At 72.6% G+C, this 21,921-nt stretch carries 19 protein-coding genes; 17 read left to right on the top strand and 2 right to left on the bottom strand.

Annotated elements, in window-relative coordinates:
* Positions 1-25 precede the first annotated feature (25 nt).
* The 4 genes from ACZ64A_RS15910 to ACZ64A_RS15895 all read left to right on the top strand — a co-directional run bounded on the left by ACZ64A_RS15910 (position 26) and on the right by ACZ64A_RS15895 (position 5,174).
* Positions 26-1,438: an extracellular solute-binding protein gene (locus tag ACZ64A_RS15910; RefSeq protein WP_469810866.1), complete on the top strand. Its 1,413-nt coding sequence runs from the start codon at positions 26-28 to the stop codon at positions 1,436-1,438.
* 131 nt (positions 1,439-1,569) lie between these two features.
* Positions 1,570-2,532 carry a carbohydrate ABC transporter permease gene (locus ACZ64A_RS15905; RefSeq protein ID WP_469810865.1) on the top strand — a complete coding sequence of 321 codons (963 nt, stop codon included), beginning with the start codon at positions 1,570-1,572 and terminating at the stop codon, positions 2,530-2,532.
* A 16-nt stretch (positions 2,533-2,548) separates the two neighbouring features.
* Positions 2,549-3,424, top strand: a complete 876-nt coding sequence (locus ACZ64A_RS15900; RefSeq protein ID WP_469810864.1) for a carbohydrate ABC transporter permease — start codon at positions 2,549-2,551, stop codon at positions 3,422-3,424.
* Positions 3,425-3,566: 142 nt separating this feature from the next.
* Positions 3,567-5,174: a glycoside hydrolase family 13 protein gene (locus ACZ64A_RS15895; RefSeq protein ID WP_469810863.1), complete on the top strand. Its 1,608-nt coding sequence runs from the start codon at positions 3,567-3,569 to the stop codon at positions 5,172-5,174.
* Positions 5,175-5,568: 394 nt separating this feature from the next.
* Here the strand turns inward: ACZ64A_RS15895 and ACZ64A_RS15890 are convergent, their stop codons facing one another.
* On the bottom strand, positions 5,569-6,522 hold the full coding sequence (locus ACZ64A_RS15890; RefSeq protein WP_469810862.1) for an immunity 49 family protein: 954 nt from the start codon (positions 6,520-6,522) through the stop codon (positions 5,569-5,571).
* A 560-nt stretch (positions 6,523-7,082) separates the two neighbouring features.
* Here ACZ64A_RS15890 and ACZ64A_RS15885 point away from each other — a divergent pair.
* The 13 genes from ACZ64A_RS15885 to ACZ64A_RS15825 all read left to right on the top strand — a co-directional run bounded on the left by ACZ64A_RS15885 (position 7,083) and on the right by ACZ64A_RS15825 (position 21,550).
* Entirely contained in the window at positions 7,083-8,645 is a 1,563-nt protein-coding gene (locus ACZ64A_RS15885) for a Re/Si-specific NAD(P)(+) transhydrogenase subunit alpha (RefSeq protein ID WP_469810861.1), read from the top strand.
* Between the two features lie 6 nt (positions 8,646-8,651).
* On the top strand, positions 8,652-10,109 hold the full coding sequence (pntB, locus tag ACZ64A_RS15880; RefSeq protein WP_469810860.1) for a Re/Si-specific NAD(P)(+) transhydrogenase subunit beta: 1,458 nt from the start codon (positions 8,652-8,654) through the stop codon (positions 10,107-10,109).
* 188 nt (positions 10,110-10,297) lie between these two features.
* A complete protein-coding gene (locus tag ACZ64A_RS15875) occupies positions 10,298-10,570 on the top strand; it encodes a hypothetical protein (RefSeq protein WP_469810859.1) in 273 nt (90 codons plus the stop codon).
* Positions 10,571-10,674: 104 nt separating this feature from the next.
* Positions 10,675-11,064, top strand: a complete 390-nt coding sequence (locus tag ACZ64A_RS15870) for a hypothetical protein (protein ID WP_469810858.1) — start codon at positions 10,675-10,677, stop codon at positions 11,062-11,064.
* A gap of 144 nt (positions 11,065-11,208) precedes the next feature.
* Positions 11,209-12,108, top strand: coding sequence for a LytR/AlgR family response regulator transcription factor (locus ACZ64A_RS15865; protein ID WP_469810856.1), 900 nt, complete (start codon positions 11,209-11,211; stop codon positions 12,106-12,108).
* 204 nt (positions 12,109-12,312) lie between these two features.
* Complete coding sequence (locus ACZ64A_RS15860) at positions 12,313-14,031, top strand: sodium/solute symporter (RefSeq protein ID WP_469810855.1); 1,719 nt, start codon at positions 12,313-12,315, stop codon at positions 14,029-14,031.
* Positions 14,028-15,239 carry a sensor histidine kinase gene (locus ACZ64A_RS15855; protein ID WP_469810853.1) on the top strand — a complete coding sequence of 404 codons (1,212 nt, stop codon included), beginning with the start codon at positions 14,028-14,030 and terminating at the stop codon, positions 15,237-15,239. Before ACZ64A_RS15860 ends, ACZ64A_RS15855 begins: the two co-directional genes overlap by 4 nt.
* Positions 15,240-16,279: 1,040 nt before the next feature.
* The gene (locus ACZ64A_RS15850) at positions 16,280-17,704 is read left to right on the top strand and encodes an ATP-binding protein (RefSeq protein WP_469810852.1); all 1,425 of its coding nucleotides are present in this window, start codon (positions 16,280-16,282) and stop codon (positions 17,702-17,704) included.
* Positions 17,705-17,706: 2 nt separating this feature from the next.
* The gene (locus ACZ64A_RS15845) at positions 17,707-18,129 is read left to right on the top strand and encodes a roadblock/LC7 domain-containing protein (RefSeq protein WP_469810851.1); all 423 of its coding nucleotides are present in this window, start codon (positions 17,707-17,709) and stop codon (positions 18,127-18,129) included.
* Between the two features lie 23 nt (positions 18,130-18,152).
* Positions 18,153-18,479 (top strand): DUF742 domain-containing protein, encoded by a 327-nt coding sequence (locus ACZ64A_RS15840; protein WP_469811368.1) that lies wholly within the window; start codon positions 18,153-18,155, stop codon positions 18,477-18,479.
* The gene (locus ACZ64A_RS15835; RefSeq protein ID WP_469810849.1) at positions 18,457-19,083 is read left to right on the top strand and encodes a GTP-binding protein; all 627 of its coding nucleotides are present in this window, start codon (positions 18,457-18,459) and stop codon (positions 19,081-19,083) included. Before ACZ64A_RS15840 ends, ACZ64A_RS15835 begins: the two co-directional genes overlap by 23 nt.
* Positions 19,080-20,297, top strand: coding sequence for a cytochrome P450 (locus ACZ64A_RS15830; protein WP_469810848.1), 1,218 nt, complete (start codon positions 19,080-19,082; stop codon positions 20,295-20,297). Before ACZ64A_RS15835 ends, ACZ64A_RS15830 begins: the two co-directional genes overlap by 4 nt.
* 26 nt (positions 20,298-20,323) lie before the next feature.
* Positions 20,324-21,550, top strand: coding sequence for a cytochrome P450 family protein (locus ACZ64A_RS15825; protein ID WP_469810847.1), 1,227 nt, complete (start codon positions 20,324-20,326; stop codon positions 21,548-21,550).
* Positions 21,551-21,622: 72 nt separating this feature from the next.
* Here the strand turns inward: ACZ64A_RS15825 and ACZ64A_RS15820 are convergent.
* A partial coding sequence (locus ACZ64A_RS15820) for an acyl-CoA carboxylase biotin carboxyl carrier protein subunit (RefSeq protein ID WP_469810846.1) occupies positions 21,623-21,921 on the bottom strand: 299 nt, incomplete at its 5' end.

The following is a 21,921-nucleotide window of genomic DNA, read 5'->3' as shown; positions in this document are numbered from 1 at the left end:
CCGTTCCTGCCCGAAGGGACCACCCATGAGAACAGCCCGGCTCCGCCGTACCCGCCGTACCGGTGCGGTGGTCGTCGTCTCCGCCCTCGCGCTCACCGCTCTCGCCGCCTGCGGCACCAGCAGCAGCGACAACGGCAGCGGCAACTCCGCCGGCGGGTCGTCCGACCCGGCCGCGCCGCTCGACCCGAAGACCAAGGTGACGATCACCATCGACTGCATGCCCCCGGCGGCCAAGGCGGCCGAGCTGAAGGAGTGGAAGGAGGACGTCGCCGCCTTCAACAAGGTCTACCCGAACGTCACGATCGAGGGCCGCTCCACCCCCGGCCAGTGCCTGGAACCGCCGCGCTTCACCGCGATGCTCAAGGCCAAGTCCCAGCCCGACGTGTTCTACACGTACTTCACCGACCTGCCGCAGGTGCTCGACAACGACGGCGCCGAGGACATCACCGCCTACGTCAACGACAGGACGGTCCCCGCGCTGAAGGACATCGACCCGAACGTCCTCGGCTCGCTCAAGCACGACGGCAAGCTCTACGGCCTGCCCACCAGCAACTACACGATGGGCCTGCTGATCAACCGCACCCTGTTCCAGCGGGCCGGCCTCGACCCGGACAACCCGCCCCGCACCTGGGAAGAGGTCCGCGCCGCCGCCAAGAAGATCGCCGGACTCGGCAACGGCATCGCGGGCTACGGCGAGTACAGCGCGGCCAACACCGGCGGCTGGCACTTCACGGCGCAGATGTACAGCCTCGGCGGAGACGTCGTGGACACCAGCGGCAAGAAGGCCGCGTTCAACAACGAGATCGGCAAGCAGGTCGTCGGCAACCTCCACGCCATGCGCTGGGAGGACGACAGCATGGGCAAGACCCAGCTGCTGAAGTGGGGCGACCTGCAGAAGCAGATCGCCACCGACAAGCTCGGCATGTTCCTCGCCGCCCCCGACGACATCGCCTACATGGTCCAGCAACTGGGCGCGAAGTACGAGAACTTCGGCATGGGACCGATCCCCGGGGAGAAGAACACGCTGGCCGGCGGCAACAACTACATGATCAAGAAGGGGATCTCCGCCGACAAGATCAAGGCTGCCGTCGCCTGGCTGAACTACAAGAACCTCACCGTCGGCAAGGGCCAGTTCGACTGGGCCCGTGCCAAGGCCGACCAGCTCCCCGTCGGCGTCCCGCAGCCCAACTTCTGGCTGGGTGAGTCCAAGAAGAAGGACGACGCCGCCCGCGTCGCCAACGCCACCATGCCGGTCGCCAACTTCAGGACGTTCATGGACAACCCCGTGCCCGGCAAGGCCGAACCGCCCAAGGCGCAGGAGCTCTACAAGGTCCTCGACAACGTGATGTCCGGCGTCCTCACCGACAAGGACGCCGACCTGGACAAGCTGCTGTCCACGGCCGAGGCACAGGTGAACCAGGTCCTGGCCGGCCAGTGACGGCCACGGCGGGGGAGGGGCCCGGACCCGCCCCCCGCCCCGCACGGCGCCCACCGCGCGACGCCCCCCGCGGCCCCGCGAAGCGCCGCCCGCGACCGTGACGCCCGACCAGCACGCACCGAGGAGCGACGATGCCGGCCCCCAGCCTGACCCTGAGCAAGACGGGCTCCACCCGCCCGCACGGCCTGCCCCCACAGGCGGGCCCCCCGTCCCGCAGCGACCGGTTCGTCAGGAACCTGCGCCGCAACCTGACCGCGCACGGCTTCCTCATCGGCGCCGTCCTGTGCTTCGCGGTGTTCTCCTGGTACCCGATGATCCGGGAGTTCGTCCTCGCCTTCCAGAAGACCGAGTCCGGCCACACCAGCTGGGCCGGCCTGGACAACCTCACCACCGTCTTCAACGACCCGGCCTTCTGGCAGGCCTGGCGCAACACGGCGCTGTTCACCGTCCTCGCGCTGCTGCTCGGCTTCGCCGTCCCGTTCGTCGTCGCGCTCGTCATCAACGAGTTCCACCACGGCCAGGGCTACCTCAGACTGCTGGTCTACCTGCCGGTGATGCTGCCCCCGGTCGCCTCGGTGCTGCTCTTCAAGTACCTCTACGACCCGGGGTACGGCCTGCTGAACGAGGTGCTGCGGTTCCTGCACCTGCCCGAGCAGCAGTGGCTCCAGGACCCGGACCTGTCCATGCCGTCCGTCGTCGTCGCCGCGACCTGGATGAACATGGGCGGCGCCGCCCTCATCTACCTCGCGGCGCTCCAGGGCATCCCCGGCGAACTCTACGAGGCGGCCGAACTCGACGGCGCCGGCCTGCTGCGCAAGATCTGGCACGTCACCATCCCGCAGACCCGGCTCGTCCTGTCGCTGATGCTGCTGATGCAGATCATCGCCACCATGCAGGTCTTCGTCGAGCCGTTCCTGCTCACCGGCGGCGCCGGCCCCGAGGGCTCGACCACCACGGTCGTCTACCTCATCTACCAGTACGCCTTCAACTTCAACAACTACGGCGCCGCGGCGGCGCTCGGACTGCTCCTGCTCGTCCTGCTCGCCGGGTTCTCGGCGGGGTACGCCAAGCTCAGCCGCGCCGAAGACGAGTAGACCGGGGGAGACCGGCATGTCCACACGCACACTCATCTCACCGGCCCAGCTCGCCCGCCCGCGTGGCAAGGCCGTCTACTGGACCGTCTTCGCGGTGGTCGTCACCGGGTTCACCCTGGTCTTCCTGGGCCCCCTGTACTGGATGATCTCCAGCGGCTTCAAGGACAGCCAGGAGGTGGTCCAGACACCCCCGACCTGGGTGCCGAAGTCGTTCGCCCCGCACAACTACGCGCGCGCCTGGGAGGTCATGGACCTCTCCACCCTGCTGCTCAACACGCTCTACTACGCCTTCGGCGCCCTCGCCTTCCAGCTCGTCCTCGACGTCGCGGCCGCCTACTCGCTGTCCAAGCTGCGGCCCGTCCTCGGCAAGGCGATCCTCGGCATGATGCTCGCCACGCTGATGATCCCGGCGACCGTGCTCGTCGTACCTCAGTACCTGACCGTTCTCGACGTGCCGGTCGTGCAACGCAACCTGCTGGACACCCCCTGGGCGATCTGGCTGCCGTCCGTCACCAACGCCTTCAACATCTTTCTGCTGAAGCGGTTCTTCGACTCCATCCCCAAGGAGCTCCTCGACGCCGCGGCCATGGACGGCGCCTCCCCGATGCGCGTCCTGTGGTCGATCGTGCTGCCGATCTCCCGTCCCGTCCTCGGCGTGGTGTCGATCTTCGCGGTCGTCGGCATCTGGAAGGACTTCCTCTGGCCGATGCTCACCCTGCCCGACCCCTCCAAGCAGACCCTCAACGTCGGCATCTACTCGCTGTCCAACGGCGTCCCGGTGAACGTCCTGATCGCGGCGCTCACCATCGCCTCACTGCCCACGCTGCTGCTCTTCCTGCTCTTCCAGCGCAACATCATGAGCGGACTGACGGCCGGCGGTCTCAAGGGCTGACCCCCCGCCGCACACCCGGCACCGCAACCCCGCGGACCGCTTCGCGCACCGCCTCCCCGACCTTCGCCGCCGGCCCGTCCGACGCCCCGCAGCCTCCGGGCCGGCGGCGAAGTACCCACCCCTGCCCGAAAGGACCTCTCACGTGGCAGCCCCTCACCCGCCCCGCACCGACGCCTGGTGGCGAGACGCCGTCATCTACCAGGTGTACCCCCGCAGCTTCGCCGACGGCGACGGTGACGGCGTCGGAGACCTGGCCGGCGTCCGCGCGAGACTGCCCCACCTCGCCGAACTCGGCGTGGACGCCGTCTGGTTCACCCCGTGGTACGCCTCCCCGATGGTCGACGGCGGATACGACGTCGCCGACTACCGTGCCATCGACCCGGCCTTCGGCACCCTGGCGGACGCCGAGAAACTGATCGCCGAGGCCGCGGAGAACGGCATCCGGGTGATCGTCGACATCGTGCCCAACCACGTCTCCGACCGGCATCCGTGGTTCCGCGCCGCCCTGGAGGCCGGACCCGGCAGCCCGGAGCGCGAACTCTTCCACTTCCGGCCCGGCCGCGGCGCCGCGGGTGAACTCCCGCCCAACGACTGGCCCTCCCAGTTCGCCGGCCCCACCTGGACCCGGGTGGACGACGGCGAGTGGTACCTGCACCTGTTCACCCCCGAGCAGCCCGACCTCAACTGGGCACACCCGGCGGTGCGCCGGGAGCACGAGGACATCCTGCGCTTCTGGTTCGAACGCGGAGTGGCGGGCGTACGCATCGACTCCGCGGCCCTCCTCGTCAAGGACCCGGCGCTCGCGGACTTCACCGAGGGCGTCGACCCGCACCCCTACGTCGACCAGGACGAACTGCACGACATCTACCGCTCCTGGCGCACGATCGCCGACGCGTACGGCGCCGTGTTCGTCGGCGAGGTCTGGCTCCCCGACGCCGAACGCTTCGCCCGCTATCTGCGCCCCGACGAACTGCACACCGCGTTCAACTTCACCTTCCTCACCTGCCCCTGGGAGCCGGACCGGCTGCGGCGCGCGATCGACGACACCCTCGCCGAGCACGCCCCGGTCGGCGCCCCGGCCACCTGGGTGCTGTGCAATCACGACGTGACCCGCACCGTCACCCGCTACGGCCGCCGGGACACCGCCTTCGACTTCGCGACCAAGGCCTTCGGCACACCCACCGACCTGGAACTCGGCACCCGGCGCGCCCGCGCCGCGGCCCTGCTGACCCTGGCCCTGCCCGGCTCCGTCTACCTCTACCAGGGCGAGGAACTGGGCCTGCCCGAGGCCGCCGTCCCCCTCGACCGCATCCAGGACCCCATGCACTTCCGGTCCGGGGGCACCGACCCGGGGCGCGACGGCTGCCGCATCCCGCTGCCCTGGGAGGCCGACGCGCCCTACGCCGGCTTCGGCTCGCACGGTGAACCCTGGCTGCCGCAGCCCGCCGGCTGGGCCGCGTACGCCGTCGACCGGCAGAGCCGCGACCCGGAGTCGATGCTCACCCTCTACCGGCAGGCCCTGGCGCTGCGCCGCTCCGAAGAAGGCTTCGGCGACGGCCCGATGACCTGGCTCCCCGCCCCGCACGGCGTTCTCGCCTTCGCCCGCCCGGGCGGCCTGCAGTGTGTGGTCAACCTCTCCGGCGCGCCCGTGGAGCTGCCGTCGCACGCACGGCTGCTCCTGGCCAGCGGCCCCCTCACCCGGGACGGCAGGCTGCCCCGCGACACGGCGGTGTGGCTCGGCTCGCAGTGAGATGGGGCCGGGCGTGCGTCGGCGGGTGCGGCCGGGCGTGCGTTCGCCGGCACCGGGGGAAGGGCCACGGGGCGCCTGCCGCCGGGGAGTGCCGCCGTCGCGGCCCCGGCTGTGCCGACCAGGGCGCGGAAGCGTGCCCTGGTGGTGTCGGTCGTTGTTCGTGACGCCTCGCAGCGATCAGCGCCGCGGTCCAGGGCGCCGTAACAGGCGGCGGCCACCCGTCCGGTTTCCTCGGCCCGCACCAGGAAGCCGCCCTCGCCCGGGCGAGGTTCCTGAATCCGCCCCACTTGGTGGCGAGGCCGGACCCGTCGGAGGAGCAAAGCCATGCGCCACGGGCGAGACTCAACCCGCCGGAGGTCGCCACCATGGCCGACTTTCCGCCTGCGGCCGGGCGCTACTTGGCGGCCCAGTACCCCAGGTCGTTGACGCCCAGGGCGTCCGCCTGCTGCAGCGCCAGCGGCGAGCCCAGCAGGTCGGGCGGGAGATAGCCGGAGCGGACGCCGAGCTCCCAGCCGTGCACCTGGACCGCGAGGACGGCCAGGGCGAGCACGCCGAGCGGAAGGAGGGTCGCGGGCGCCGGATCGGCTCCCACGCCCCGGCGGTGTCCGGCGAGCCGGTCCGCGAGTGCCTCCTCGAAGCGGTCCTGGTCGTCGTCGAGAAGTATCCGCAGCAGGCGCTGGTCCGGGTCGGCCGAGCCCGCCGCGTCCAGGTGCCGGGCGGCTTCGGCGCGCGCGTCGTCGTCCGGCTTGCACAGCGGTACGGTCGGCCAGTCCCGCGGCAGATGACCCTCCGCCTCGGTCAGGTAACGGCACAGGGCGTCCATGGCCGCGAGATCCGACGGCTCGGACACGGGCGTGAACCGCGAGTGCGGCGCCCCGTCCCGCACCGCCGCGGCGCAGTCACCGCGCAGCAGCAGGCCGGTCACCCGCTGCCAGTCCCACACCAGCCCGCTGACCAGGCACAACTCGAACGCGTCCAGCCAAGTCCTGGCCGTGGGAGCGTGGTCGACCGTGTCACCGAAGGCGACGTCCTCGCTGGTGAGCCGCGCCTCGATGAGCGGGAAGGCGACCTCCTGGTCCCCGTCGGGGAAACACCCGATGCTCAGCGCTCCCAGCGCGCACTCCGCCGCGGTCCGCAGAGCGAGCCGCGAGGTCTCGTCGAGCGCGGGCTCCGACACCGTCCGGGCGGCCACGTGGGCGACGAGTTCGGCACCCATCTCGCGCAGCCGCTGCGGGGACGCGTCGTCGTGCCGCAGCCCGTGCACGCGCCCCCGGGCCCGTGTGTGGATGTCCCCGAGCGCCTCGGTCAGACGCCGGCCGCTGACAGCGTGGCGCGTCACTTCCCGCACAGGTGCCGTCCTTTCGTGATCTTGTCGACAGGGGGTGGCACGCTATCAGTGGTCACCGACATCGCCACCCGGGACGCGGGAACTTCATGGTGCTGCAGATCGTGCCCGCGGGGCCCGAACGCACCCTGGAGACCTGGGACTTCTACGGGTGCACCACTTCCACGGTCTCCTGATCGACGCCTGCCGCACCCTGGCCGGCGCGGACGGCGAGACCCCGCACGGCCCCGGGCACGCCGCGCCGAGCCACGCCCGAGGGAGGGCGGCCCGATCCACGGCCGGAACCGTTCCGGACGATCATGAAGCGCCGCCGCGCACCATGTGACGGCGTCCGGTGGACGGGCGGGGCACTCCGCGAGGGCACGGGGGCAGGAGGGGCGCACCCGGTGGCCATACACGATGACCGGTGTTTCATCGAGTGAAACAAACCACGGCCCCGCCCCCTTAGCTCGGGCGACCGTGACGGGTAGGTTCCTACGACCTCGTCCATCAGGGGAACACGGCTTGTGGACTCCCACTGATCGCGGATACCCGTCCACCTCCTCCGAGGAGAGACCACGAGAATGTCTGCCCATGAACCCGCGCACCACCCACCGCAGCGCATCGGCGTCGTCGCCGAGTCCGCCTCCGGGGAGACGCGTGTCGCGGCGACCCCCGCCACGGTGCGTCAGCTGCTCGGCCTCGGCTACGAGGTCGTGGTGGAGCCCGAGGCCGGCGCCGCGTCCGGCTTCAGCGACCAGGCCTACCGCGAGGCAGGCGCCGAGATCGGCGAGGCCTGGACCGCGGACGTCGTGCTGAAGGTGAACGCCCCCTCCGACGCGGAGATCGCCCGGCTGCGGACGGGCGCGAGCCTGATCGCCGTACTGGCCCCGGCACAGCGGCCCGAGCTGCTCCGGACGCTCGCCGAGGCCGGCATCACCGCGCTGGCACTGGACGCGGTGCCGCGCATCTCGCGCGCCCAGTCCATGGACGTCCTGTCGTCGATGGCGAACATCGCCGGCTACCGGTCGGTCATCGAGGCCGCGCACGTCTTCGGCCGGTTCTTCACCGGCCAGGTCACCGCGGCGGGCAAGGTGCCGCCGGCGAAGGTGCTCGTCGCGGGCGCGGGTGTCGCCGGTCTGGCCGCGATCGGCGCCGCCTCCAGCCTCGGCGCCATCGTGCGCGCCACCGACCCGCGGCCCGAGGTCGCGGACCAGGTGAAGTCGCTGGGCGGCGAGTACCTGGCGGTGGACGTCGCCCAGGAGGCGAGCACCGACGGGTACGCCAAGGCGACCACCGCCGACTACGACCGCGCCGCCGCCGAGCTCTACCACGAGCAGGCGAAGGACGTGGACATCGTGATCACCACCGCGCTGATCCCGGGCCGCCCCGCGCCGCGCCTGCTCACCGCACGGGACGTGGCCGCGATGAAGCCGGGCAGCGTGATCGTCGACATGGCCGCGGCCCAGGGCGGCAACGTCGAGGGCACGGTCGCCGGCCGGGCGGTGGTCACCGACAACGGCGTCACCATCATCGGCTACACCGACCTCGCCTCCCGGCTTCCCGCCCAGGCCTCGCAGCTGTTCGGCACCAACCTGGTGAACCTGGTCAAGCTGCTCACGCCCGGCAAGGACGGGCAGCTGACGATCGACTTCGACGACGTCGTGCAGCGGGCCGTCACCGTGGTGCGGGACGGCGACGTCACCTGGCCGCCGCCGCCCGTGTCGGTCTCCGCCGCACCGGCCGCACCGCCCAAAGCGGCCGCGGCCGCCGCCGCACCCGAGCCGAAGCGGGCCCGCCTCACCCCGGCGGGCCGTTTCACCCTGATCGGGCTCGGCATGCTCGCGATGTTCCTGCTGGTCGCCTTCGCGCCCGCCCAACTCGCCGGGAACTTCACGGTGTTCGCGCTGGCGGTGGTGATCGGCTACTACGTCATCGGCAAGGTGCACCACGCGCTGCACACGCCGCTGATGTCGGTGACCAACGCGATCTCCGGCATCGTCGTGATCGGTGCCCTCCTCCAGCTCGGGCACGAGAGCACGCTCGTCACCGTGCTGTCGGTCGTGGCGATCCTGCTCACGAGCGTCAACATCTTCGGCGGCTTCGCCGTCACCCGCCGCATGCTGTCCATGTTCTCGAAAGGCTGAGCCGAGATGACCTCCCTGACAGCCTCCCACGCTGCCGACCTGGTCGCCGCGCTGCTGTTCATCCTGAGCCTGGCCGGCCTGTCCCAGCACCGCACCTCCCGCGCCGGCGTCGTCTACGGCATCGCCGGCATGGCTCTCGCGCTGGCCGCCACGGTCGTGGTGGCGGCGCAGAGCATCACCGCCGGAGCGGTGGCCCTCATCGTGCTGGCGATGGCGCTCGGTGCCGCGATCGGCCTGTGGCGTGCCCGCCGCGTCGAGATGACCCAGATGCCGGAACTGATCGCGGTGCTGCACAGCTTCGTCGGTCTCGCCGCGGTCCTGGTCGGCTGGAACAGCTACCTCGAGGTGGAAGCGCACGGCTCGGAGCAGACCCGGATCGGCGCCGACCTGCTGGGCATCCACCACGCCGAGGTGTTCATCGGCATCTTCATCGGCGCCGTCACCTTCACCGGCTCGATCGTCGCGTTCCTCAAGCTGTCGGCGCGCATCAAGTCCCGCCCGCTGATGCTGCCCGGCAAGAACGCGCTGAACGTCGGCGCGCTGGTCGCGTTCGTCGCACTGACCGTGTGGTTCACGGTCCGCCCGAACCTGCCGCTGATGATCGCGGTGACCGTGCTGGCGCTGGCGCTCGGCTGGCACCTGGTCGCCTCGATCGGCGGCGGCGACATGCCCGTCGTCGTCTCCATGCTGAACAGTTACTCGGGCTGGGCGGCGGCAGCGGCCGGCTTCCTGCTCGACAACAACCTGCTGATCGTCACCGGCGCGCTCGTCGGCTCCTCCGGCGCCTACCTGTCGTACATCATGTGCAAGGCGATGAACCGGTCCTTCCTCTCCGTCATCGCGGGCGGCTTCGGCATCGAGGCGCCCTCCGGCGGCGCCGAGGAGCAGGGCGAGCACCGCGAGGTGCGCGCCGCGGAGGCGGCCGAGATGCTCGCCCACGCCGGCTCGGTGATCATCACCCCCGGCTACGGCATGGCCGTCGCGCAGGCCCAGCATCCCGTCGCGGAACTGACGCGCCGGCTGCGGGAGCGGGGCGTCGAGGTCCGCTTCGGCGTCCACCCCGTGGCTGGGCGCCTGCCGGGGCACATGAACGTGCTGCTGGCCGAGGCGAAGGTGCCGTACGACATCGTCCTGGAGATGGACGAGATCAACGACGACTTCGCCGCCACCTCGGTCGTCCTGGTCATCGGGGCGAACGACACGGTCAACCCCGCCGCGACCGAGGACCCGTCCAGCCCGATCGCCGGCATGCCGGTGCTGCGGGTCTGGGAGGCCGAGCAGGTCATCGTCTTCAAGCGCTCCATGGCCTCCGGCTACGCGGGGGTGCAGAACCCGCTGTTCTTCCGCGAGAACAGCAGCATGCTCTTCGGCGACGCCAAGGACAGCGTCGAGGAGATCCTGCGCGCGCTGGGCACCGACGACCGCAACCCGGGCCCGCGCGAGGCGACGACGGCCGGCCGCTGACCCGGCACCCGGTGCACGGACGGCCGGCGCCGACGGGCTCGTCCCCCGTTCGCCCGCCGGCGCCGACCGTCCGGCGACGACACGGACCGCTCGCCGATCCGCCTGGCTTCGGGCGGGGAAGGCGAGCGGGCCCCCGCCTATCGTGCGGTTCAGGCCATCTTTCCCGGGTGGTCCGAGGGAGGAGCCGCATGGCCGAGATCCAGGAACTGCTGGACGAGCTGCGACGGCTGCCGTCCGGCTCCCCGCGGACCGCGCACGAACTCGCCGAGACGGTGGGAAGGGTCAAGAGCGCCGCCGGCCGCTGGTCCGACGTCCTGGACGACGTACGGCGGTGGTCGGCGGCGCACGCGGGGCCGCGTGCGGCGGCCGCCCTGGAGATCGCCTTCCGCAAGGCCGAGGAGTGCTTCGTCGAGCTGGAGATCGCCCACCAGGACCTCAGACTTACCGCAGAACGGGGCTGACCCGTCACCGCTCGGCGCGCCTTCCCGGCCGTCTGGTGAGCGATCACGGCGCTGCGTACACTCACCGCAGCAATGCGGCCCGGGCGATCGCGGGGGGTGCGGGAGTGGGCGCGGACGCCGTCCCCCGGCGCGAGGTGGTCACCGGAGAGCCGGTCGCGACCCGGTCCGGTGCCCCGCGCCCGCATCCGGGGCCGGCCGGCGCGAGCGACGCCGGTGACCCCGAGGACGCCCCCCTGGTCCGGGCGCTGCTGCGCAGGCAGGCCAGGCTCGCCCTGAGCGCGGCCGCGCTGCTCGTCGCCCTGCTCGGGCCGCTGCCTCTGATACTGCGTCTGGTGCCGCCTCTCGACGCGCAGGGGCACGCTCCCCTCGTCGTATGGCTCGCCCTCGGGCTGGTGCCCTATCCGGTCCTGCTGTGCATCGGACGTTGGTACGTGCGCCGCGCGGAACGTCACGAGAACGAGTACGCCGTGTCCGCGCGGTCCGAGGAGCCGTGACCTCGGCCCAGCGGCGTCGCCGCGAGGCGCGAGACGCGCCCCGGTACGAGGGTCTGGACGGACCCGGTCGGGTCGTGGCTATCGTCCTTGGGGAAGCCCATCGCACGAGGTGGGCCGCCCGAGGGAGCCTGGGGGAGGGGTCGGATGGGCGACGGGAGTGCGGGCGGCACGGACGGACACGACCGGGTGCCGCGGCGAGCGGGCCTGCGGGCGCTCGCGGTCGACGACGAGGCACCCGCCCTGGAGGAACTGCTGTACCTGTTGCGCGACGACGCCCGCGTCGGCCACGCCGAAGGAGCCCAGGGGGCCACCGAGGCACTGCGCCGGCTCGGCCGGGCCGTCGGCGCGGGAGCGGACGCGGACGACGGCATCGACGTCGTCTTCCTGGACATCAACATGCCCGGCCTCAGCGGTCTCGACATGGCGCACCTGCTGGCCGGGTTCGCGACACCGCCGCTGATCGTGTTCGTCACCGCCCACGAGGACCACGCGGTGCGGGCCTTCGACCTCAAGGCCGTCGACTACCTGCTCAAACCCCTGCGCAGGGAGCGGTTCGCGGAGGCGGTGCGACGGGTGACCGAGATCCTCGGCGTCGCTCCCGGCGCCTCTGCCGCCCAGGCCCGCCCTGGTGCCGCGGCCCGCGCCCCCGGGCCGGGCGGCGTCCACCCGGCCCGCTCCTCCGCCGTGGGGGCTTCCCGTCTGCCGGTGGAACTCGGCGGAGTGACGCGGTTCGTCGACATCGACGACATCACCCACGTCGAGGCACAGGGCGACTACGCCCGCGTGCACACCCGCCAGGGCGCCGGCCACCTGATCCGCCATTCCCTCGCCGCCCTGGAGGAGAGCTGGCGGCCCCGCGGCTTCGTCCGCATCCACCGGCGGTATCTGGTCCGTCTGGCGAGCATCGAGGAACTCCGTCTCGACGGCGGCAGCCTGAGCGTGCGCATCGGCGACCGGATCCTCGCCGTGAGCCGGCGCAACGCCCGCGAACTGCGCGATCTCCTCGTGCAGCGAGCGAACGGGGGCCCGCCGCACGGCCGTTGACCCGGCCGGGCACCGCCCGGCCCCGGCCCCCGGCATCAGGGTCCGGAAGCGCGTACGGCACCTGTTCCGCCGCGACACCGCTGCGTACACTCACCGCCACACGTGATCACCGCCGAGGCGGCGGCCACGACCAGGCGAGCCCCGGTGCCGGACCCCTCGTGAGACGGCGCGGGCCGGCCCGCACGACGCGCAGGGGGCGACGGGTTGAACCAGACCTACGCGATAGCCGCGGTCTGCGCGGTCGTGACGCTCACCCTGCTCGTCGGCGCGCTCGGCCTGCGCATCTCCCGCACCACGTCCGACTTCTACGTCGCCTCCCGCAGCGTCCCGCCACGGCTGAACGCCTACGCCATCAGCGGCGAGTACCTGTCGGCCGCGTCGTTCCTGGGTGTCGCCGGGCTTGTGCTCGCCCAGGGCGTCGACATGCTGTGGTACCCGATCGGCTACACGGCCGGGTTCCTCGTCCTGCTGATCTTCGTCGCGGCCCCCCTGCGCCGCTCCGGCGCCTACACGCTGCCCGACTTCGCCGAGGCGCGGACGGAATCCCAGGCGGTACGGCGCATCGCCTCCGTGTTCGTCGTCGGCATCGGCTGGCTCTACCTGGTGCCACAGCTGCGCGGCGCCGGACTCACCCTGCGCCTGCTCACCGGCGCCCCCCAGTGGTTCGGCGGTCTGCTGGTCGCCGCGGTGGTGACGACAGCGGTGGCGGCCGGCGGCATGCGCAGCATCACCTTCGTCCAGGCCTTCCAGTACTGGGTGAAACTGACCGCGCTGCTCCTCCCCGTGCTCTTCCTGCTCGCCGCCTGGCGCGCCGACCACGCCCCGCAGCCGTCCTGGGACCGCCCGGCCACCTTCCACCGGCCCACGCTCGTCAGCCTGGACACCCCGCAGGACCTCGCGATCGACCGCCCCGTCCGCGTCACCGCGCGGGGCACGGTCGACGGCACGTACCACGACCGCGAGGAGATCCTGCTCGCCGAGGGCACGCACCGCGTCGCGGCCGGCAGCGCGCTGCGCTTCCCCGCCGGGGCGCGCGTGCCCCGGCCGGCGGTCCCCGAGCGGGCCCGCGCGCTGCTCGCCGGCTGGGCGCGGCCGGTGTCGCAGGGCCGCGAGGAGCACGGCCTGTACGCCACGTACGGCCTGATCCTGGCCACGTTCCTCGGCACCATGGGGCTGCCGCACGTCGTGGTGCGCTTCTACACCAACCCGGACGGACGCGCCGCCCGCCGCACCACCGTCATCGTCCTCGCACTGCTCGGCGTCTTCTACCTCCTCATGCCCGTCTACGGCGCGCTCGCCCGTCTGTACGCCCCCGATCTGACGCTGTCCGGCGACGCGGACGCGGCGGTGCTCGTCCTGCCCCAGCGGCTCATCGGCGGCATGGCCGGTGACCTGGCCGGGGCGCTGGTCGCCGGCGGAGCGTTCGCGGCGTTCCTGTCCACCACCTCCGGGCTCACCCTGTCGGTCGCCGGAGTGCTCGCCCAGGACGTCCTGCCCACCCTCGGCGTACGGCACTTCCGGCTCGCCACGCTGCTCGGCATCGCGGTACCGGTCGCCGCCTCCCTCGCCCTGCCGGACCTGCCCGCCGCCGGCGCCGTCGGACTGGCCTTCGCCGTCTCCGCCTCGTCGTTCTGCCCGCTGCTGGTCCTGGGAATCTGGTGGCGGGGCCTCACCCCGCCCGGCGCAGCGGCCGGCCTGGTGGTGGGCGGGGGCTGCGCGCTGCTCGCGGTCGCCGCGGCGATGGGCGGCACACCCGGCTCCGGGTGGCTGCACGTGCTGTGCGCCTGGCCGGCGGTGTGGTCGGTGCCGCTGGGCTTCGCGACCATGATCGTGGTGTCCCTCGCCACCCGGCACCGCGTCCCGCGCGGCACCACCGCGATCATGGCCCGGCTGCACCTGCCCGAGACGGGAGTCCGCTCATGAGCAACGCGGTCGTCACCCTCCTCACCGCCGGCGGCACCGCGCTGTTCGCGCTCGGCGCCGCCGCCGGACACCTGACCGCACGAGCGGGCCGCCGGGAGCCGCCCGGGTTCGGCACCGACGTGGAGCGCGCCACCTTCCACACGCTGCACACCGCCTCCCTCGCCGCGCGTCCGCTGCGTGCCGGGCTCACCCCCGACACCGCGCGCAAAGCGGCCCGGCGGCTGCGGCCCCTGCTGGGCGAGGCGTCCATGACGCTCACGGACGAGGAGACGGTGCTCGTCTGGGAGGGGCCCGGCGCCCACCACCGCGATCTGGTGGAGCGGCTGATGCCCGAGGTGGTGGGCAAGGGCGCGACCCAGGCCGTCCGGGTCGTCTGCCGGCAGCCGGGCTGTCCGGTGCGCTGGGGCGTCGTCACCCCGCTGGCCGTCGACGGCCGCCGGACCGGGGCGCTCGGGGCCTTCGGGGCCGAGGAGTCCGCGGTCCTGGCCCGGGCCGCCGACGAGGTGGCCCGCTGGGTCTCCGTGCAACTCGAACTGGTCGACCTGGAGCGCAGCCGCTCCGACGTCATCGAGGCGGAGATCCGGGCGCTGCGGGCACAGATATCCCCCCACTTCATCTACAACTCCCTCGCCTCCATCGCCTCCTTCGTCCGCACCGACCCCGACCGGGCCCGCGAACTGCTCCTGGAGTTCGCCGACTTCACCCGCTACAGCTTCCGCAAGCACGGTGACTTCACCACGCTCGCGGACGAACTGCGCTCCATCGAGCAGTACCTGGAGCTGGCCCGGGCCCGCTTCGGCGACCGGCTGGAGGTGAACCTGCGGATCGCACCGGAGGTGCTGTCGGTGACGCTGCCGTTCCTGTGTCTGCAGCCGCTGGTGGAGAACGCCCTCAAGCACGGTCTGGAGGACAGCGTGGAGCGCAGCTGTGTCACCATCCTCGCGGAGGACGACGGTCCCGAGGCCCGGGTGATCATCGAGGACAACGGGGTCGGCATGGACCCGGAGCGGCTGCGCCGGATCCTGAAGGGAACCGGCGGGCCGTCCACCGGCATCGGGCTGGGCAACGTGGACCTGCGGCTGCGCCAGGTGTACGGCGACGCCTACGGGCTGGTCATCGAGACCGCCGTGGGCGCGGGGATGAAGGTCACCGTGCGCATCCCGAAGTTCCGCGCCGGCGTCCGCTCCGCGCCGCCGGGGCGCCGCTGACCCATCTGCCGGCCGCGGTGCCGAGCGCCTGGAAGTCGACCATGCCGTAGGCGTCGTTGGCGTAGACGTCGGTCAGCCGCGGGCCGCGGTGGTTCAGGGACGGCGCGTACTACCTGCCGATCGTCGCCGACAGCCCCAGGAACACGCGGCCCATCCCGCCCGCCCCCAGCCGTGCGAGGATCCGGTAGCGCCCCGCCTGCCGTGGGTCGGCCGCCGCCAACTCTTCCAAAGCCGCCCCCCAGTGACGCCCCCACCCCCGGGGGATCTTCCGGCGACGATTACACGAGACCGGGCCGGCGCCGGGCTGCGGTACCGACCGGCCCGCACCGCAGGGCGGTAGCGCCGGGCGGGGCACGCAAACGGGTCGACCTCCCTGCGTACCAGGGTCGTTCGGGACATAGGCGAAGGAACGGACCCGCAGGTCAGGGCCGCTGCCGGGTCGTCATGGATCTTTCACAGGTTCCGGGCCGAAGCGTCGAACACACTGCGGGTTTGCCGATAAACTCCGGGCGGACCGGCAACGGCCACCGGGCGTCGCCGATGCGACGCAGGACGACGAGACCGCGGACCCGAAAGGACACTGTGCCCGCCGCCTTCCCCGACGTAGGGCCTGTCCGGCGGATCAGGTCGGCCGCACGCAACGGCTGCACTTGCGCAGTGCAGGTGAGCGGGGTCCGGTGCGTCCAGCTGCAAGGCGGAGCAGGGAGTCGACGCGGCGGGGGTCCCCCCTGCTCGCAGAGCTTGGGGGAGTCGGCGAGTGACGACAACGCCGCACATGGGCGTACCAGACCCCGCGACGCCGACATGATCCGCCGGACAGGCCCTGTCGGCAGGCCCGTTCACCTCGGCCGCGCCACACTCGACACCGGCAGGATCCGCGCCGCGTCCTCACCGGCGCAGGACCGCCCGCGGGCGCGCGGGCTCACGAGGCTCCCGGTGTCTGGGCTGTCATGCCCGCATCCAGCCGGTGGGACCACCCCGCCCGTCCGCCATGCCCCGGGCCGGCCGGTCCACGCGCCGGACCCCTTGGAGAGGACTCGATGACCGACCTGTTACTGGCCGCCGGCACCGCGGTCGCCCTGGCCGCCACCGGGACCACCTGGCACTTCCACCGCGTGTACCGGCGGGAGCGCGGCAGAGCCGAGCAACTGCGCGGCCACGCGCAGCACCTCACCGAGCAGTTGCAGGCCGCGGAGTACGCACTCGGCCGACTCGGCGCGGCGATACCGGCGTTGGCCGCGGGCGAGGCATCCGCCGCCGACCTCGCCCCGCCCCCCTCGCTGGCACGCACACCGCTCGCCGGCCGGCTGGGCGAGCTCGCCGGCCGGCTGACCGCCACCGTGACCCAGGTGCGCGAGACGGCGCACGCCACGGCCGACGAGCACACCGCGCAGATCCGCGCCGCGGCCGACCGGGAGGTCGAGAAGGCGCAGCGCGACGCCCGCGAGGCCACCCGCGCCGCCGTGCGCAGCTTCGCGTCCGACGTCGTCGCCAAGGCGTCCCGGCTGAGCCGGGAGATCAGCCAGGGCGTGCGCTCCCACCAGGACGACGAGGCGTACGCGACCCTCGTGCACATCGACCACATCGCACAGCAGATGCTGCTCACCGCCCAGGGCTACGCCGTCCTCGCCGGCGACAAGCTCTCCCGGCGCTGGCCCCGCACCACCCTGACCGATGTGATCCGCGCCGCGATGGGCCGCATCGAGGGCTACCAGCGCATCGAACACCACGAGCTGGACACCGTCGCGGTGGAGAGCCGGGCCGTCGAGGCCGTCGTGCACACCCTGGCGCTGCTGCTGGACAACGCCCTGCGGTACTCCCCGCCGACCGCCCGCGTGCACGTCTCCGTCGAGGAGGGCCACCACGCCTGTTTCCTGATCGTGGACGACGCCGGGCTGCGCATGGACGACGAACGCCTGCTGTGGGCCAGCGACATCATGTCCGGCAAGCACCGCGACGACATCACACGGCTCGGTGCCCACCCGCAGACCGGCCTGCGGGTCGCCTCGCTGCTCGCCGAGAACTACGGCTTCCGCGTCGAGCTCACCGCGCCGAACATCTACCAGGGCACCCGGGCCGTCCTCGTACTGCCGAAGAGCCTCCTGTCCACGCCGGCCCCCGCCCCGCGGCCCGCCGCAGAGCCCGCCACCTCCCGGCCCGCCGCACAGGCCCCCGCTCCCCTCGCCGCCGCGGCGCAACCCGCCGTACCAGAACCGGCCGCCGCACCCGACTGGCAGGCCGCCACCCAACCGGCCCCAGCGGAAGGCGCCGACCCGGAGCCCGCCCGGACCACCGCCAGCGGCCTCACCGTCCGCCGGCGCCCGGCCCGGCCGCGCAGTACACCCCCGCCACCGGCCGAGGACACCGTCGTACCGGGCCGGCCCGGCGTCGCGGCCGCCTGGGCGGCCGGCAGCCGCCGCGGCCGCCGGCTGCCGGAAGACAACGGACCCACCGAAGGACACTGACCATGCGCGACACGCACAGCAACAGCCTGGGATGGCTGCTCGACCAGGAACTCGGCACCGTCGAGGGCGTCGAGTACGCCGTGCTGATGAGCGGCGACGGACTCCTGCAGGCCCGGACGCAGACCATCGGCCAGGAGGACGCGGAGAAGCTCGCCGCCGTGACCGCGTCGCTGCGGGCCGCCGGCAAGGCATGGGACGAGCACGTCGGCGGCAAGGGCATGTGCCAGCTGCTGATCGAGTCGCAGGGCCGCATCGGGCTGACGACCGCGGCCGCGAGGAACACCATGCTCTCCGTCGTCACCACCGGCCCCGAGGCGGACGTCGGCCTGATCACCCACCACATGGTGCGCCTCGCGACCCGGCTCGGCCACGAGATGGACGTGGCCGGCCGCCGCCCGGCCGCGGAAGGCGGCACCACGACGTGAGCGGTCCGCGGCACGACCCGGACATGATCAGGCCCTACGTCCGCACCGGCGGACGCGACCGCCCCAGCCGGGATGTCCGCCTGGAGACGGTGCTCGTCGCCGCGTCCGGCCCCACCGACAGGCTGGGGCCGGACGCCCGCCGCGTGATGCGCCTGTTCGCCGGCGGACGCGGCGGACTGGCCGTCGCGGACGTCGCCGCCGCGCTGGAACTGCCGCCGTCCACGGTCCGGATCATCGTCTCCGCGCTCATGGACAGCGGCCATCTCACCGCGCCGGCCCCCGCCGAGGAGGACCGGCCCGGATCCGACCTGCTACAGGAGGTGCTGCGTGGACTCCGCGAACTCGTCTGACCGGCCCGCCCTCTCCTACCTCGCCCCCGGCGTCACCCGGTCGGCGAAGATCGTCGTCGCCGGCGCGTTCGGCGTCGGCAAGACCACCTTCGTCGGCAGCGTCTCCGAGGTGACCCCGCTGCGCATGGAGGAGCCGATCACCGAGGCGAGCGTCGGCGTGGACGATCTGCGCGGCAAGCCGCACAAGACGGCCACCACGGTCGCCATGGACTTCGGCCGCATCCATCTGCTCGGCGACCGCCTGGTGCTCTACCTCTTCGGCACCCCCGGCCAGACCCGCTTCCGCCCCCTGTGGCAAGGGCTGACCGAGGGCGCGCTGGGCGCGGTGGTCCTCGCCGACACGCGTGACCTCGACGGCTGTCACGAGGTGCTGAGCCTGCTGGAGGACCAGAACACGCCGTACGCCGTCGTCATCAACGTCTTCCCCGACGCGCCCCGCTACCCCCTGCACGAGATCCGGCAGGCGCTCGCCCTGGACGACGACACCCCGCTCACCGAGTGCGACGCGCGTGACCGCCGCTCCTGCGTGTACGCGCTCATCACCCTCCTCGAGTACCTGACCAGCCGTCAGGCCTTAGCCCCCCTGGTGGAGCCCCGTTCATGACGACCCACGCCCCCGGCAGCGCGAGCCCCGCGACGCGGATCGCGCTCTACGACGCCGAGTTCGCCGACGACCCGCACGCGGTCTACGAGCGCATGCGCCGCGACATCGGGCCGCTGGTCCCCGTCGACCTCGCCCCCGGCGTCCCCGCGACCCTGGTCATCGGCTTCCACCAGGCCCGGCGCATCCTCAACGACCCACTGCACTTTCCCGCCGACCCGCGGATCTGGCAGCAGTCGGTCCCCGAGACCTGCCCGGTGAAACCGATGATGGAGTGGCGCCCCAACGCGCTGCGCTCGTCCGGCGCCGAGCACACCCGCTACCGCGCCGCCAACACCGCGAGCATCCAGGCCGTCGACCAGCACACCCTGCGCGCCCTGGTGGAGCAGGTCGCCGCCGCGGCCATCGGCGAGTTCCGCGCCCTCGGCCATGCCGATCTGCTCACCCAGTACTCCTGGCCCATCGCCTTCCGCGTGCTCAGCGCGCTGCTCGGCTGCCCCGACGAGATCGGCCGGCGCATCGCCGACGGCATGGCCAAGATCTTCGAGGCGGAGGCCGAGACGGCGGCCCGGGGCAACGAGATCCTCGGCCGGGCCGTGGGTGACCTCGTCGCCCTGCGGCGCCGGCAGCCCGGCGACGACATCACCTCCCGGCTCATCGCGCACTCCGCCGGCCTGGACGACGTCGAGATGGCCCATCAGCTCGTGACCCTGTACGGCGCGGGCATCGAACCGCTGACCAACCTGATCAGCAACACCGTGCTCAGAATCCTCACCGACGAGCAGTTCTCCGCGGGCCTGCACGCCGGCCAGCCCGTCCGCGACGCCCTCGACACCGTCCTGTACACCGACCCGCCGATGGCCAACTACTGCATCAGCTACCCGCCGTACCCGATCGACGTCGAGGGCGTGCTGCTCCCCGCACACCAGCCCGTCGTCATCTCCATGGCCGCCTGCAACAACGACCCGGCCGTCACCGCCGGCCTCACCGCGGTGCAGCTCGCGGGCAACCGCGCCCACCTGTCGTGGAGCATCGGCCCGCACACCTGCCCGGCCAGGACCCACGCCTACCTCATCGCCGAGACGGCCATCAGCTGCCTGCTGGACGCGCTGCCGGAGCTGGATCTCGCCTGCCCCCGGTCCGAACTCGCCTGGCGCCCCGGCCCCTTCCACCGCGCCCTGGAAGCCCTGCCCGTCCGGTTCCCCGCCGTCGTCTGAGCCAGCCCTCTTCCCAGGAGACCAGCATGTCCCAGCACCCTCCGCTCGTCCTCGACCCGACCGGCGCCACCGCCCACGAGGAGCACCGGACCCTGCGTGAGCGGGGCCCGGCCGCGCGCGTGGACATCCTCGGCGTCCAGGCCTGGTCGGTCACCGACCCCGCGCTCCTCAAGCAGCTGCTGACCAGCCCGGCGGTGTCCAAGGACGCCCGCGCGCACTGGCCCGAGTTCGAACAGCGGGTCGCCACCTGGCCGCTCGCCCTGTGGGTCGCGGTCCAGAACATGTTCACCGCCTACGGCGCCGACCACCGCAGGCTGCGGCGCATGGTGGCCCCGGCCTTCAGTGCCCGGCGCATCGCGGAGATGCGCCCGGCCGTCGAGGCCCTGGTCACCGAGCTGATCGACGCGCTCGCCGCCCGGCCCGCCGGGCAGGTCGTGGACCTGCGCGAACAGCTGGCCTACCCGCTGCCCATCTCCGTGATCGGCCACCTGATGGGCGTACCCGAGGACCAGCGGGCCGGCTTCCGGCAGCTGGTGGACGGCGTCTTCGACACCACCCTCAGCCAGGAGGAGTCCTACGCCAACACCGTCACCCTGTACGGCGTCCTCGACGAGCTGATCGCCACCAAGACCGCCACCCCCGGCGACGACATGACGTCCCTGCTCATCGCGGCCCGCGACGAGGAGACCGACGGCAGCGGCCTGACCGCCGAGGAACTGCGCGACACGCTCCTGCTGATGATCAGCGCCGGGTACGAGACCACCGTCAACGTCATCGACCAGGCCGTCGTGGCCCTGCTGACCCACCCCGGCCAGCTCGACCTGGTCCGCAGCGGCAAGGTGGGCTGGGACGACGTCGTCGAGGAGACGCTGCGGCACTCACCCGCCGTCAAGCACCTGCCGCTGCGCTACGCCGTCACCGACATCGAACTGCCCGGCGGCGTCACCATCGCGCGCGGCGAGGCCATCGTCGCCTCCTACGGCGCCGCCAACCGCCACCCCGACTGGCACGGCGACGACGCCGACGCCTTCGACGTCACCCGCACCCTCAAGGAGCATCTCGCCTTCGGCCACGGGGTGCACTTCTGCCTCGGCGCCCCGCTGGCCCGCCTGGAGGTCGTGGAGGTGCTGCGCCAGCTCTTCGCCCGCTTCCCGGACATGGCGCTCGCGGTGCCGGCCGGTGAACTGCCCCCGGTGCCGTCCCTGATCAGCAACGGCCACCAGGCGGTGCCGGTCCGCCTGACGCCGGCCTGACCCACGAGCGCCCGGCGGCCGCGGTGGCGCGGTCCGCCGGGCGCTTGCGTTTCCCGGTCTCTACCCGTCGTATCAGTCGGTGATGTCGCAGATGGCGGCGCCGCTGGTGAGGGAGGCGCCGACTTCGGCGGTGAGGCCCTTGATGGTGCCGGATTTGTGGGCGTTGAGGGGCTGTTCCATCTTCATGGCCTCGAGGACGACGACGAGGTCGCCTTCCTTGACTTCCTGGCCTTCCTCGACGGCGATCTTGACGATGGTGCCCTGCATGGGGGAGGCGAGGGTGTCGCCGGAGGCGACGGGGCCGGACTTCTTGGCGGCGCGGCGTTTGGGCTTGGCGCCGGCGGCGAGGCCGGTGCGGGCCAGGCTCATGC

Source organism: Streptomyces sp. NPDC104814, from assembly GCF_055583185.1.
Note: the sequence above shows the minus strand (reverse complement) of the source record. Positions and strands in the feature narration are given on the sequence as shown.